We start from the raw sequence: 13,970 nt of genomic DNA, 5'->3' as shown, positions 1-13,970 counted from the left end.
TAACTGAAAGATTGAATTAGAGATAGGGTTACAAGTATGAGCTCGACGGCGAAAGACATTAATAAAGTCTCTCGCCGTCGAGCCTTTTCCAAGGCAGACCGAACAACTCTCAGTGCATTCGTAGGCATTCCGCTTTTCTTCCACCTGTTATTAGTGTGGGTCCCAGCGGTTTTAACAATTCTTCTTTCATTCACATATTGGTCCGGAATTTCTATCGACCGCATTAAGTGGGCCGGGCTTGCAAACTATAAAAATATTTTCTTTGATACTCCAGCATTCTGGGAAGCTGTAAAAAATAATATTATTTGGCTTGGTTGGTTCGGATTAATTGCAACTCCAATAGGTATTTTGCTGGCATACCAAATTGACCGTCAGATTCGTGGTCACAAGTTTTATGAAACTGCTTATTACCTACCCGTAGTTCTCTCATTGGCAGTGACCGGAATTATCTGGAACTTCTTACTTCGCCCAGATGGTTTTGTAAACGGATTATTTGGTCGCGACATTGACAATGCGATTTCATTTTTTGGTAATTACGACATCAATATTTATGTCATTTTGACCATCGCCTCGTGGCGACACATCGGTTACATCATGCTCTTGTATTTAGCAGGCTTAAAGTCTGTGGATATGTCACTTCGTGAGGCAGCATCCCTTGACGGTGCTACTGAATGGCAGACATTTAAGAAGGTTGTTTTCCCTTCTATGAAGCCGGTAAATATCATTGTTATCGTTATTACGATCATCGAATCACTTCGTGCTTTCGATATTGTTTACATTATTTACGGCTCGTCCGCTGGATTCCCAATTTTGGGTACCTTGGTGTTCCAAAACATTGCAGGCGAAGGCGCATCCATGAAGGGTGCTGCATATGCTGTAATCCTCTTTGTTCTTTCTATCGGACCAATCATCGCCTATCTACGTACAACCTTTAAGAGTGATGTCCAATGAGCATTGACCTAGAGCTTCAGCAATCTGCTGTTAAGTACAAGAACAAGCAGAAGGTAAAGGATCGCTTTATCTCTGCCCTTATTGGCGTATTTGCGATTGTTTGGATTTTCCCAATTGTTTGGACAATCTGGACTTCACTTCGTCCCTATAAGGATGTTCGCGCTAATGGTGTCTTCTCAATTCCTAAGACTCTCAACTTAGACAACTACACGCAAGCGGTCTCACGTATGGATCTGCCTTTGTACTTCTGGAATACAGCAGCAATCACGATTCCGGCAGTATTCCTAACACTTTTCTTTGGCTCATTAATTGCCTTCGTAGTAAGCCGTTATTCATTCAAATGGAATGTTTCGCTGCTTCTACTTTTCACAGCAGGCAACTTGCTTCCTGCACAGTTGGTTTTCATTCCGGTTTTCAAGATGTACATCACACTTGGTAAAGCGCTCGGTATTCCAAGAATTTTGTATGACTCTCATTGGGGTGTAGTGCTAATTCACGTTGCGTTCCAGATGGGCTTTGCAACATTTGTTTTATCAAGTTACATGAAAACAGTTCCAAAAGAGATTTCAGAGTCAGCAATGGTTGATGGTGCAAGCGTCTTTACCCATTACACAAAGGTGATGTTGCCTCTGTTGCGTCCAGCACTAGCTTCCCTTGGTGTTTTGATGACAACCTGGATTTACAACGACTTCTTCTGGGCCCTGGTACTTATGTCCACAGACTCCAAACGCCCAATTACCTCTGCGTTGGGGCGCTTGCAAGGCGAATTCGTTACTGATTACAACCTCTTGGCAGCTGGTGCAACTATCGCAGCGTTGCCAACTTTGATCGTGTTCTTCGTGCTGCGCAAGCAGTTTGTCTCAGGCTTAACACTCGGTTCGACAAAGGGCTAATCAAGGAAAGTAGGTTGGCAATGAAAGCAATTCAGATTACCGAATTCGGTGGTCCAGATGTCATGCATCTTGTTGATGTAGATAATCCAACCCCAGGCCCAGGACAAGAGCTGATTACAGTTTCTGCAATTGGAATCAACTATGCCGATACCCATCAAACTGAAAATTCATATCTATCACCACAAAAACTTCCTTTGATCCCAGGTATCGAAGTTGTTGGAACAACTGCAGCAAGTGTTCGTGTGCTTGCACCTGTTGATGGCGGGGGATATGCCCAACAGGCAGTTACGCATTCAGCAACAATGATTCCAATTCCCGATGGTGTTACCGATGGACAGGCATTGTGCATGTTGGTTCAAGGATCTACTGCATGGCATATTTTAAAAACTGTTGGCCACGTTCAACCAGGTGAGACAGTGGTTGTTCATGCAGCAGCTGGTGGCGTTGGAACAATTGCGATCCAGTTAGCAAAAATGTGGGGCGCAAAGGTAATTGCTGTTGCATCATCCGAAGGCAAGCGGGCACTTGCAACTTCACTTGGAGCGGACGCTGTTGTTGAAGCAACCCATGAAAATTTAGGTGATGCAATCAAAGCTGCAAACGGTGGCAAGCGCGTAAATCTAATTCTTGAGATGGTTGGCGGAAAGACATTTGATGACAGTCTGGAAATCCTTGCGCCATTTGGTCGCTTAGTAACCTACGGAATGGCATCACGTGTTGCACCATCCATGATTCAACCAGCAACACTTATGGGTGGAAGCAAAACAATTACAGGTTTTTGGTTGTCACATTGCTTCGGCAAAAAAGAGTTAATGAATGATGTAATTGAACAACTCTTTGCCTTGGTTGTAGCAGGAAAGTTGAAGCCAGTTATCGGTGCAACCTATCCAATGAGCCAAGCTGCTATTGCTCATAAGGCAATGCTCGGCCGTGAAACCACGGGCAAAATCACGCTAAATCCAATGGAGTAATTGACTCTTTTTTGCCATTCCTATTAATACAGGTAGGCTTCGCATTCGACCTATGCCCCCCTAGCTCAGTTGGTAGAGCGTTTCCATGGTAAGGAAAAGGTCACCGGTCCGATTCCGGTGGGGGGCTCGAGAGAGTTCTTCACCAAATGAAGATCTTTTTTCAAGCACAACCCTTGGCGGGGTAGCTCAGCTTGGTAGAGCAAGCGGCTCATAATCGCTGTGTCGTGGGTTCAAATCCCGCCTCCGCTACTAGTTCAACAAGCGTGAATTTCGCGCAACGTGCAGGCTCGGGTAACCTAAGCCTCTCGTAATCGATAGAAGGAGTAAGACCATGGCAAGCAAGAGCGCGGACGTACGTCCAAAGATCACCATGGCATGCGTTGATTGCAAAGAGCGTAATTACATTACAAAGAAGAACCGCCGCAACGATCCAGACCGTATGGAACTAAAGAAGTTCTGTCCACGTTGCAAGTTGTCAACTCTTCACCGCGAAACTCGCTAATGATCAATCCCGATTCGGTCGGGCGCACCTTCGCTGGTGCAGAAGCTATAACTGTTTCTCAATCTGAAATCGATGCTTTTTGTGCCGTCATTTCTGAAAACAATACAATGGTCGCACCTCCTACATTTTCCATTCGCATTTCATTGTCGCAATATGAATCAATCCTGACTCAACCTGAAATTGGCGTCGACTGGACTCGCTTGGTTCATGGTGATCAAAAGTTTGAAATCTTTCGTCCCATAGTTGCTGGCGACGTATTTAAATGTTCGGCCACAATTGAAACTCTTCGCGTGGCTGCAGGAAATGAAATAGTTTCTGTTCGATCTGATTTACATAACGGATCAGAACTAGTTGTTTCTGCTTGGTCAACTTTGGTGGTGCGCGCATGATCGAAGTCGGCACAGTTTTAGATGAACACATTTTCTATCTCGATCGCGAAATGCTTAATGCATATGCCGATGCAAGTGGAGATCACAATCCAATACACCGAGATGAAGATTTTGCAGTATCAGTTGGGCTTCCTAATGTGATTGCCCACGGCATGTTAACAATGGCACTGGTTGGTAAATATGTAACTGATTGGGCTGGTGGTTCAGCTGCAGTTAAAGAGTTTTCAGCCCGCTTTGTTAAGCCGGTCATTGTGCCGGCAGATCAGAAGGTTGATTTAACTGTCTCTGCAACTGTTTCCGAAATAGATGGTGATCGCGTTTCAATAAGCTTAAGCGCAACTTCTGCCGGCATCAAAGTATTAGGAATGGCTAAAGCGGTGGTAGTTAAGTGAGCGTTCCGGATTCAGTAACAATAATTGCTCAAGCCCGTATGGATGCCCGTGCCGCAAAAGATTTTGCATTGGCCGATAAGTACCGTGATGAATTACTACAAGCAGGTTTTGAGGTTGTAGATGTCGCAGGGGGGTACGAGCTAAAGCCTAAGAAGCCTTACATAACACTTGCTTACCCCCGCGATATTCGTTCGATTGATCTAGATAACGATGTGACCGTAGGATTAATTGTTGATGGATTCACAGAAGATGCTTTAGAAACCGTTAAAACAATTAAAGCAAACAGTGATTGCGCAGTAGCGATAATTTCTATTGGTGATGCTGGCACGTTGTTTGAGCAAATGGATAAGCGCACCTACCTGATTTCAGTTAATCCAGGGGCTGCGTGGGGAGATTGCGCAAATGTTTTTCTAGAAAAAGTACAAAGTAAGTACGTAATCATCATGGACCCTTCAACACGCTTTACAGCAGATGCAATTGCGCCTGTTGTTCAAGAACTTGATAAAGGCGAATATGTTGCTGTCGGTTGGCGTGGGGGATTAGTAAACACAGACGATGAGTGGCGAAGTGTTGATGACAAAGGCCCTGGTGAAGTTGATGTTCTGTTTTCTTACTTCATCGCCTTTAATCGTGCAGCGATGATTGAAGTCGGTGGCTTTAATCCGCGAGCTGTGTATTATCGAAATGCAGATATCGAATACTCACTAAAGATCCGCCAAGCAGGAGGAAAGTTGCTGCAGCTGGAACTTCCGCTAATTCAAGAGCGCCATCACGGATATCACGACGTTGATCACGAATACCGCGAAGTTCAGTCCAAGAAGAATTACGACCGTATCTTGGATAAGTACCGAGGTAAAAGCGCAATTTTGTCCCCACGCAGGTAACCTTTCTACATGACCGAGTTATCCAAATACACCAGCTTGCGCGTGGGTGGCCCGGCGACAAAAATTGTTCAGGTATCAACCGAGGCGCAAATCATTGCGGCTATTGAAGATGCTGGCGATACGCCAATTCTGATTATGGGTGGCGGCACCAACGTTCTTATTGCAGATAAAGGCTTTGAGGGAACCGTTATTCGAATCTCTAATAATTCCGTGCAAGCCGAAGTTGATGCTTGCAGTGGTGCAACGCTAACTATTGGTGCGGGCGAAGATTGGGATACATTTGTTGAAACAACTATTAGTAGTGGTTTTGCAGGGCTAGAAACTTTAAGTGGAATTCCAGGAACTGTCGGTGCTGCCCCAATTCAAAACATTGGTGCCTATGGCCATGAAGTCTCAGAATTTGTAACACGGGTTAGAACCTATGATCGTGAATTAAAAGAGATATATACATTTACAAATAGTCAATGCGAATTCACATATCGCAACTCATATTTTAAAGCTCACCCTGGTCGATACGTAGTTTTAGAAGTTCAATTCCAGCTTCGCATCGGTGAATTTAGTGATCCCATTACTTACCTTGAGCTTTCAAAAAAATTAGGGATTGAGCCAGGAGATAAAGCGCCAGTTGTAGCAACGCGAGCTGCTGTTCTTGAACTTCGGGCAAGCAAAGGAATGTTGTTATCACCGGACGATCACGATTCGTGGTCTGCTGGTTCTTTCTTTACAAATCCAATTATTTCGCAGCAGGCAGCAGATGCATTGCCAGATGCTGCGCCAAAGTGGCCGCTCAATGATGGCAGAGTAAAGATTTCGGCTGCATGGTTAATTGAAAATGCAGGAATGCACAAAGGTGATGAAGTTGGTGGAGCACGAATTTCGACAAAGCATGTGCTGGCATTAACTAACTCTGGCAGCGCAACTGCATCTGATATTGCAGAACTTGCAAAGCGCGCACGAGATCATGTTAAAGAGGCATTTGGAATAACCCTTGAAGCGGAAGTAAACCTTGTTGGGATTGAGATTTAACCTTCTGTTATTAGCTTCTTGATCCGGCCAATACCTTCAACAATATCTTCATCACTTGTTGCATATGAAAAACGTAAGTATCCAGATGGACCAAAAGCTTCTCCGGGTACAGCTGCTACTTCAACCTCTTCAAGCAACAAGGTTGCTAATTCTGCAGATGTTGTAGGTGTTTTCCCACGGATTGTTGTGCCTAAGACGCCCTTAACTGATGGGTATACATAGAAAGCACCAGTAGGTGTTGGACATTCAAAGCCCGGGATCTCGTTAAGTAAATCTACAATTAACTTACGGCGACGATTAAATGCTTCACCCATTGCATGGACTGCATCTAAGTTTCCAGTCAACGCAGCAATTGCTGCACGCTGTGAAACATTTGAAACATTTGACGTCAAGTGTGATTGCAAGTTAGTTGCAGCCTTGATGACATCCTTAGGTCCGATCATCCAACCTACGCGCCAGCCAGTCATGGCATACGTCTTTGCAACACCGTTAATAATGATGCAGGTGTCTGCAAGCGCTGGAACAACTACCGGAAGTGATGGCGCTGTTGCACCGTCATACAACAAGTGTTCGTAAATCTCATCACTAATAATCCAAATGTTGTGCTTAACAGCCCACTCACCAATCGCTTTAACTTGTGCTGGTGAATATACAGAACCTGTTGGATTTGATGGAGAACAAAAAAGTAGCGCTTTAGTTTTTGGTGTACGAGCGGCTTCAAGTTGTTCAACTGACACTAAATAATTTTGAGTTTCATCAGCAAAAACTTCGACCGATACTCCGCCAGCTAACTTGATGCACTCTGGGTATGTTGTCCAGAATGGAGATGGCAGAAGTACTTCATCACCTGGATCAATAATTGTTGCAAATGCTTGATACACCGACTGCTTTCCACCATTTGTGACAAGAACTTGATCAACGGTGATGTCGTACTTGCTGTCACGCTTTGTCTTCTCAACAATCGCTGCGCGAAGATCTGGCAAACCTGGTGTTGGTGTATAGCGATGGTTTGCTACAACCTTTGTTGCAGCAGCGGCAGCTTCGACGATGTAATCAGGTGTTGGAAAATCTGGCTCACCGGCACCAAAGCCAATTACTGGGCGACCAGCTGCTTTGAGCGCCTTTGCTTTTGCATCAACGGCCAAAGTGGCTGATTCTGCGATAGCTGCGATACGGGCCGAGATACGTGGAGTCATAGGCGTAAGTCTGCCGTATTTCATGCGCGAGTTAGACCTGAACCCCACCTTGCCTCTACACTTCGACGCTCACGAGGGTTTGCTTTTCCCTATGGTTTTGCCATGCTCTCGCGAAGGGCAGTAGCTCAATTGGCTAGAGTTGCCGTCTCCAAAGCGGCCGGTTGGGGGTTCGAGTCCCTCCTGCCCTGCAAGTAGTTTCAAAGATGTAGAAGGCGTACGCAGTATCCGTGAAGTAACGAAAGGAATGACGATGACAGAGTCAGTTGAACAAGTAGCCGAGAAGCTCGGTCTATTTGCGCGCGTCGGACTTTTCTATCGCCAAGTAGTTTCAGAACTCAGCAAGGTTGTTTGGCCTACACGCAATCAGTTAACAACATATACAGCCGTGGTTCTTGTATTCGTTTCATTCATCATTGCAGTTGTATCCCTCATCGACCTTGTTCTTGGAAGACTTGTCTTCTGGGTATTTGGATAAAGGAAAACAATGACTGAAGAACAGAACCCAGAGACTGCAAAGCTGGATGCATTTGAAGCAGCCCTTGCTGCCAATGCGACAGAGATTGCAACACCTGTAGTTGAAGAAGAGATCGTTGAAGCACCAGTTGCTTCAACTGAGCCTGAACTAGCGCTCGCTTCAGATGAAGATGGCGACATCGAATCAGATGAAAACGATCCAAACGCAGAATTCCGTCGCACGCTGCGCACAGCGCTTGGCGACTGGTACGTAGTCCATTCTTATGCAGGATATGAAAAGAAGGTTAAAGGCAATCTTCACAACAGAATTGTTTCGCTCAATATGGAGGATTACATCTTCCAGATCGAAGTACCTGAAGAAGAGGTAAAGGAACTTAAGAACGGCCAGTTCAAGATGGTTAAGCGCAACATCTACCCAGGTTACGTTCTTGTTCGCATGGATCTAACTGATGAATCATGGTCAGCGGTTCGTAACACTCCAGGTGTTACAGGTTTCGTTGGCAATGCTCATCACCCATCACCACTAAGCATGGATGAAGTTGAAAAGATTCTTGCACCACGTCCACAAAAGAAGTCAGAGAAGGATCAAATCCGTCTTATCGATTTCGAGGTAGGCGAATCAGTAACTGTTATGGATGGCCCTTTTGCAACGCTTCCAGCATCGATCTCAGAGATCATGCCAGAGCAAGCAAAGCTCAAGGTGCTTGTTTCTATCTTCGGACGCGAAACACCTGTTGAGCTTTCATTCGGTCAAGTACAAAAGATTTAATTAAAGAAACCAAGAAAAAGAGGAAACAGAAATGGCACCAAAGAAGAAGGTAACCGGCTTCATCAAGTTGCAGATTCAGGCTGGAGCAGCAACACCTGCACCACCAGTTGGTCCTGCGCTAGGTCAGCATGGTGTCAACATCATGGAGTTCGTGAAGGCATACAACGATGCAACAGCATCACAAAAGGGCCAGATCATTCCTGTTGAGATCACTGTTTTCGAAGATCGCTCATTCACATTCATCACTAAGACACCTCCTGCATCACGTTTGATCTTGAAGGCTGCTGGCGTTGAAAAGGGATCAGCTGTTCCTCACAAGACTAAGGTTGCAAACATCACCATGGCCCAGGTCAAGGAGATCGCAACACAGAAGATGTCAGATCTAAATGCAAATGACATTGATGCTGCAGCAAAGATCATTGCGGGCACCGCTCGTTCAATGGGAATCACTGTAAACGGGTAGTACACAAAATTTCTCATCACCAAATTGGTGAAGAGATGTGGGAGAACCTCGCTGGTTCGCTAACCACAACCACTAACTCTCTAACGAGAGAAATGAGGAAGAAATGAAGCGCTCAAAGAAATACTTAGCGGCAGCTGAAAAGGTAAAGAAAGATCACCTATACACACCGCTACAAGCAGTAACACTTGTTAAGGAAACATCAACAGTTAAGTACGACGCATCTGTAGAAGTTGCACTAGTACTTGGCGTAGATCCTAAGAAGGCAGATCAAGCAATCCGTTCAACAGTTAACCTTCCACACGGAACTGGTAAGACTGCTCGCGTTTTGGTTTTCGCGAACGGTGCTAATGCTGATGCAGCTCGCGCAGCCGGTGCAGATATCGTCGGTGGAGATGAACTCATTGAAGAAGTTGCAAAGGGTCGTCTTGATTACGATGCAGTTGTTTCAACACCAGATCTCATGGGTAAGGTCGGTCGCCTCGGTAAGGTTCTAGGACCTCGTGGTTTGATGCCAAACCCAAAGACAGGAACAGTTACAACAGATGTTGCTAAGGCTGTTGAAGATATCAAGGGCGGAAAGATTGAATTCCGCGTTGATAAGAACTCAAACCTTCACTTCTTAATCGGTAAGGCTTCATTTACTGCGGATCAACTTGCAGATAACTATGCCGCAGCGATGGAAGAAGTACTTCGTGCCAAGCCAAACTCTTCAAAGGGTCGCTACGTACAAAAGGCTGTCGTTTCAACAACGATGGGACCTGGAATCGCTATCGATCCAAACCTAGTTCGCGAACCATCAGCTAACTAATTATTCGTAAGAGCGCCCCGGCTCAGCTTTGAAATCGCCTTAATTTAGGATTTCGACGCTGACCGGGGCTTCTTACTGATTTGACCGAAACCCCAGTTCAGCTCTAGCCTTACGCCATAACCAAAGACCGCAGGTCTAGATCAACCGCAAGGTAGATCTAAATAAATGAGGAAATCTCAGCCCGCGTAGGTGATCATGGTAAATCCGTGGCGCTTACGCGTTACGGATTTTTTTATTCCCTACGGTCACCAATGAAACAGGAAAGGTGAACCGAATGGCTCGCCCAGATAAGACAACAGCAGTTGCTGAACTTGCGGAGGATTTCCGTACAGCTAATGCAACAGTGCTAACTGAATATCGTGGTCTTTCTGTTACATCAATGAAGGAACTTCGCCGTGCACTTGGTACAACAACCAAGTACTCAGTAGTGAAGAACACTCTCACAAAGATTGCAGCAAAGGATGCTGGAGTAGAGATCGCAGATGATCTTCTAACCGGTCCATCAGCAGTTGCATTCATCAAGGGTGATCCAATTGATGCAGCAAAGAGCCTCCGTGATTTTGCAAAAGAGAATCCATTCCTTGTTATCAAGGGTGGTTTCTATGAAGGCAAGCCTGTAACACCTGCAGAGATCATGCAGCTCGCTAACCTCGAGTCTCGTGAAGTTCTGTTGGCAAAGCTTGCTGGTGCAATGAAGGGATCGCTTGCTAAGGCAGCGCGAATCTTTGATGCACTACGTATCAAACTTGAATCAGAACAAGGCGCACCAACAACACCTGTTGCAGTGGTAGAAGCAGCAGTTGTAGCTGAAGTGTCCGAGCCAGTAGCAGACAATGCTGTGGCAGAGGTTCCAGCTGAAGTTGCGGCTACAGAAGTGGTTGCAGTAACCGAAGAATTAACAACAGAAACAGAAGAGAAGGAATAACGAATATGGCAAAGCTCAGCACAGAAGATCTATTGGGTCAGTTCAAGGAAATGACATTGGTCGAGCTCTCAGAGTTCGTTAAGTCATTCGAAACTGAATTCGATGTAACAGCAGCAGCTCCAGTAGCAGCTGCAGCAGCAGGCGGCGCAGCAGCAGGCGGCGCAGCAGATGCAGCACAAGATGAGTTCACAGTTATCTTGGAAAACGCAGGATCACAGAAGATTGCAGTGATCAAGGAAGTTCGCGGACTAAATTCAAGCCTTGGCTTGAAGGAAGCGAAGGACCTAGTAGATGCATGTCCAGCAACCCTTCTAGAGAAGGCAAGCAAAGAGACAGCAGACAAGGCAAAGGCAGCACTAGAGGCAGCTGGCGCAACTGTAACAATCAAGTAATTTCTTTACTTACAAAAACCCCGTTTGGCTTTGGCCGAGCGGGGTTTTTGCTATCAAAAAGAGTTTGAGTGCTGGCCATATTGATTCAGATTTAAAAGTATTTGTTTCGAGCGTATTGTGAAAGACGCAAGCAGACAACAAATACTTGTAAAGAGAGAAGTCATCATGACTCGTACATATGTAATCACAGGTTCAGCATCAGGTATCGGCGCTGCAACCTCTAAAATTTTAAAGAATGCAGGACACACGGTTATCGGTGTGGATTTAGAAAATAGCGATGTCAATGCAGATTTAAGTACAGCTCTTGGTCGCCATGACGGCGCTGCTACAGTGGTGGATCTTTCAAAAGGAAAAATTGATGCCGTAATTGCATGTGCCGGTTTAGCGCATCCAATTGCAAAAACAGTTTCAGTCAATTACTTTGGTGTCACGGAATTTTTATTTGCCTTGTTACCAACTTTAAGTAGATCCAGTACCCCTCGGGTGGCAATCACTAGTTCTATGGCATCACTAATGCCAAACAGTGTCGAACTAGTCGCAGCGCTTTGTGCAGATGATGAAGCAAAATCCCTAGAAATTGCGCAAGGATTAGTCGATGCTGGTGGCGGAGCAGAACAATTGATTTATGGATCAACAAAACGAGCGATTAGTCGTTGGGTTCGCCGTGAATGCATTAGGCCACGATGGGCAGGTGCCGGAATTCCGCTCAATGCTGTTGGTCCAGGAATTGTGAAGACTCCGATGGTCGCTGACATGATCGCAACCAAAGAAGCCCGAGATGCAATTTCTGCAATGGTGCCCATGCCACTTCATGGCTATATGGAGCCAGAAGCTGTGGCCTCGCTGCTGATGTGGCTGAGTAGTCCAGAAAATACCCACACAACTGGCCAGACAATTTATATTGACGGTGGCTCAGATGCGGTGTTACGCGGGGAAAATGTCTGGGATCTAGCCACTCAGGCGTAGGCAATCCACAAACCCCCAGAATCAGCAGACAAAGCCCCGGCTTAGGAGTATAAGCATCCGGTTGGACAGGGCAGGGGTGAGGTCGGTACTCTTCACCTTCGCGCAAATTTCTATGGTCAGGGCATATAGCGGCTGAGACCTAATTGTTGTGCGTTCCCGAATATTGTCTGAAAGGACATCTCTTGGCCGCGTCTAAAAAAATCTCAGTAGCTCCACGTCGAGTCTCATTCGCCAAGATCCGCGAACCCCTAGAAGTTCCTAACCTGTTAGCGCTGCAAACTGAAAGCGTTGACTGGCTATTAGGTAACGATGCATGGCGTTCACGTATCGCAGCAACCGATTCAATGAATCGTGGAGAAATCCCAACAACTTCAGGTCTTGAAGAAATCTTTGAAGAGATTTCTCCGATCGAAGATTTCCAGGGAACGATGTCTCTATCTTTCCGCGATCACCGTTTCGAGCCACCTAAGTACTCAATTGCTGAGTGCAAAGAACGCGATATGACATATGCACAACCATTGTTCGTAACAGCAGAGTTCACAAACAACATCACTGGTGAAATTAAGTCACAGACAGTATTTATGGGTGACTTCCCAGTTATGACAGCTCGCGGAACATTCGTTATTAACGGAACCGAGCGCGTTGTTGTTTCTCAGTTGGTTCGTTCACCTGGTGTGTACTTCGAGCGCACTATTGAAAAAGCATCTGACAAAGATGTTTTCACTTCAAAGATTATTCCTTCACGCGGTGCATGGGTTGAATTTGAAGTTGATAAGAAAGATCTTGTTGGTGTTCGCATCGACCGTAAGCGTAAGCAGTCTGTAACAGTGTTCCTAAAGGCACTTGGTTGGACTGAAGAACAAATTCTTGAAGAGTTCGGCGAGTTTGAATCAATGCGCGCAACTCTTGAAAAAGATACAGTCAAGACACAAGATGAAGCGTTGCTAGATATCTACCGCAAGCTTCGTCCAGGTGAGCCTCCAACTAAGGAAGCTGCACAGAACTTGCTCGAAAACCTTTACTTCAATCCAAAGCGTTACGACTTGGCCAAGGTCGGTCGCTTTAAGGTTAATAAGAAGCTAGGTCTAGACCTTGATCTTTCATCATCAATTCTTACTATCTCTGACATTGTTGCGACTTTGCGCTACTTAGTAGCACTTCACCGCGGCGATCTATTGATGGAGTACGGCCGCGAAGTTCGCGTAGAAAAGGACGATATCGATCACTTCGGTAACCGTCGTCTTCGTACTGTTGGTGAATTGATTCAGAATCAGGTTCGTATCGGTCTGTCACGTATGGAGCGCGTAGTTCGCGAACGTATGACGACACAAGATGTGGAAGCAATTACTCCACAGACTCTGATCAACATTCGTCCAGTAGTTGCGTCAATCAAGGAGTTCTTCGGAACATCTCAGTTGTCACAGTTCATGGATCAGACAAATCCTTTGTCAGGACTTACACACAAGCGTCGTCTTTCAGCGCTTGGACCTGGTGGTCTTTCACGTGACCGCGCAGGTTTCGAAGTTCGTGACGTTCACCCATCTCACTACGGACGTATGTGTCCAATTGAAACTCCTGAAGGACCAAACATTGGTCTTATCGGATCACTTGCAACATACGGTCGCGTAACAGCATTTGGTTTTATCGAGACTCCTTACCGCAAGGTTTCAAAGGGTCGCGTAACAGATCAGGTTGATTACCTCACTGCAGATGAAGAAGATGAACACATCATCGCGCAGGCAAATGCACCACTAACAGATGACAATCACTTTGCAGAAGCACGCGTACTTGTACGTCGTCGTGGTGGCGAAGTTGAATACATCCCAGCTGATGAAGTTGATTACATGGATGTTTCTCCACGTCAGATGGTTTCTGTTGCAACAGCAATGATTCCGTTCCTTGAGCACGATGATGCAAACCGTGCGTTGATGGGTTCTAACATGATGCGTCAGTCAGTTCCTTTGATGCG

The 13,970-nt window shown here is 45.7% G+C and carries 17 protein-coding genes and 3 tRNA genes; 19 read left to right on the top strand and 1 reads right to left on the bottom strand.

The window, feature by feature from the left end:
* Positions 1-36: 36 nt before the first annotated feature.
* The 10 genes from AC9UGD_RS03610 (at position 37) to AC9UGD_RS03565 (ending at position 6,008) form a co-directional block, all read left to right on the top strand.
* Positions 37-951, top strand: coding sequence for a carbohydrate ABC transporter permease (locus AC9UGD_RS03610; protein WP_509569672.1), 915 nt, complete (start codon positions 37-39; stop codon positions 949-951).
* Positions 948-1,844, top strand: a complete 897-nt coding sequence (locus AC9UGD_RS03605; protein ID WP_509569669.1) for a carbohydrate ABC transporter permease — start codon at positions 948-950, stop codon at positions 1,842-1,844. Before AC9UGD_RS03610 ends, AC9UGD_RS03605 begins: the two co-directional genes overlap by 4 nt.
* Before the next feature lie 20 nt (positions 1,845-1,864).
* A complete protein-coding gene (locus tag AC9UGD_RS03600) occupies positions 1,865-2,815 on the top strand; it encodes a quinone oxidoreductase family protein (protein ID WP_509569666.1) in 951 nt (316 codons plus the stop codon).
* A 54-nt stretch (positions 2,816-2,869) separates the two neighbouring features.
* Positions 2,870-2,942: transfer RNA gene (locus tag AC9UGD_RS03595), tRNA-Thr, on the top strand.
* 48 nt (positions 2,943-2,990) lie between these two features.
* Positions 2,991-3,064, top strand: a tRNA-Met gene (locus tag AC9UGD_RS03590).
* An 82-nt stretch (positions 3,065-3,146) separates the two neighbouring features.
* The gene (gene rpmG / locus AC9UGD_RS03585; protein ID WP_509569663.1) at positions 3,147-3,317 is read left to right on the top strand and encodes a 50S ribosomal protein L33; all 171 of its coding nucleotides are present in this window, start codon (positions 3,147-3,149) and stop codon (positions 3,315-3,317) included.
* A complete protein-coding gene (locus tag AC9UGD_RS03580) occupies positions 3,317-3,706 on the top strand; it encodes an FAS1-like dehydratase domain-containing protein (RefSeq protein WP_509569660.1) in 390 nt (129 codons plus the stop codon). Before rpmG ends, AC9UGD_RS03580 begins: the two co-directional genes overlap by 1 nt.
* Complete coding sequence (locus AC9UGD_RS03575; protein WP_509569658.1) at positions 3,703-4,098, top strand: MaoC/PaaZ C-terminal domain-containing protein; 396 nt, start codon at positions 3,703-3,705, stop codon at positions 4,096-4,098. The genes AC9UGD_RS03580 and AC9UGD_RS03575 overlap by 4 nt, the downstream gene beginning before the upstream one ends.
* Positions 4,095-4,982, top strand: a complete 888-nt coding sequence (locus tag AC9UGD_RS03570; RefSeq protein ID WP_509569655.1) for a glycosyltransferase family protein — start codon at positions 4,095-4,097, stop codon at positions 4,980-4,982. The genes AC9UGD_RS03575 and AC9UGD_RS03570 overlap by 4 nt, the downstream gene beginning before the upstream one ends.
* Positions 4,983-4,991: 9 nt before the next feature.
* A complete protein-coding gene (locus AC9UGD_RS03565; protein WP_509569653.1) occupies positions 4,992-6,008 on the top strand; it encodes a UDP-N-acetylmuramate dehydrogenase in 1,017 nt (338 codons plus the stop codon).
* On the opposite strand, the gene AC9UGD_RS03560 is transcribed toward AC9UGD_RS03565, so the two are convergent.
* The gene (locus AC9UGD_RS03560; RefSeq protein ID WP_509569650.1) at positions 6,005-7,204 is read right to left on the bottom strand and encodes a pyridoxal phosphate-dependent aminotransferase; all 1,200 of its coding nucleotides are present in this window, start codon (positions 7,202-7,204) and stop codon (positions 6,005-6,007) included. The genes AC9UGD_RS03565 and AC9UGD_RS03560 overlap by 4 nt on opposite strands.
* Before the next feature lie 114 nt (positions 7,205-7,318).
* Between AC9UGD_RS03560 and AC9UGD_RS03555 the strand changes: the two genes are divergently transcribed.
* The 9 genes from AC9UGD_RS03555 to AC9UGD_RS03515 all read left to right on the top strand — a co-directional run.
* Positions 7,319-7,392 (top strand) — tRNA-Trp (locus tag AC9UGD_RS03555).
* A gap of 62 nt (positions 7,393-7,454) precedes the next feature.
* On the top strand, positions 7,455-7,679 hold the full coding sequence (secE, locus tag AC9UGD_RS03550; RefSeq protein WP_509569647.1) for a preprotein translocase subunit SecE: 225 nt from the start codon (positions 7,455-7,457) through the stop codon (positions 7,677-7,679).
* Positions 7,680-7,688: 9 nt separating this feature from the next.
* Positions 7,689-8,447 (top strand): transcription termination/antitermination protein NusG, encoded by a 759-nt coding sequence (gene nusG / locus AC9UGD_RS03545; RefSeq protein WP_509569644.1) that lies wholly within the window; start codon positions 7,689-7,691, stop codon positions 8,445-8,447.
* Between the two features lie 31 nt (positions 8,448-8,478).
* Positions 8,479-8,910: a 50S ribosomal protein L11 gene (gene rplK / locus AC9UGD_RS03540; RefSeq protein WP_509569641.1), complete on the top strand. Its 432-nt coding sequence runs from the start codon at positions 8,479-8,481 to the stop codon at positions 8,908-8,910.
* 103 nt (positions 8,911-9,013) lie between these two features.
* Positions 9,014-9,718 carry a 50S ribosomal protein L1 gene (rplA, locus tag AC9UGD_RS03535; protein ID WP_509569638.1) on the top strand — a complete coding sequence of 235 codons (705 nt, stop codon included), beginning with the start codon at positions 9,014-9,016 and terminating at the stop codon, positions 9,716-9,718.
* Between the two features lie 274 nt (positions 9,719-9,992).
* Positions 9,993-10,643 carry a 50S ribosomal protein L10 gene (gene rplJ / locus AC9UGD_RS03530; protein WP_509569636.1) on the top strand — a complete coding sequence of 217 codons (651 nt, stop codon included), beginning with the start codon at positions 9,993-9,995 and terminating at the stop codon, positions 10,641-10,643.
* Between the two features lie 5 nt (positions 10,644-10,648).
* Positions 10,649-11,035 (top strand): 50S ribosomal protein L7/L12, encoded by a 387-nt coding sequence (rplL, locus tag AC9UGD_RS03525; RefSeq protein WP_509569633.1) that lies wholly within the window; start codon positions 10,649-10,651, stop codon positions 11,033-11,035.
* A 165-nt stretch (positions 11,036-11,200) separates the two neighbouring features.
* Positions 11,201-12,001 (top strand): SDR family oxidoreductase, encoded by an 801-nt coding sequence (locus AC9UGD_RS03520; RefSeq protein ID WP_509569630.1) that lies wholly within the window; start codon positions 11,201-11,203, stop codon positions 11,999-12,001.
* Between the two features lie 182 nt (positions 12,002-12,183).
* Positions 12,184-13,970, top strand: a 1,787-nt coding sequence (locus AC9UGD_RS03515; RefSeq protein ID WP_509569627.1) for an RNA polymerDNA-directed RNA polymerase subunit B, incomplete at its 3' end; no start/stop codon positions are given.

Source organism: Candidatus Planktophila sp. (assembly GCF_044232745.1).
Lineage (GTDB): Bacteria > Actinomycetota > Actinomycetes > Nanopelagicales > Nanopelagicaceae > Planktophila.
The sequence above is the reverse complement of the archived record's forward strand: the minus strand, read 5'-3'. Positions and strand labels throughout refer to the sequence as shown.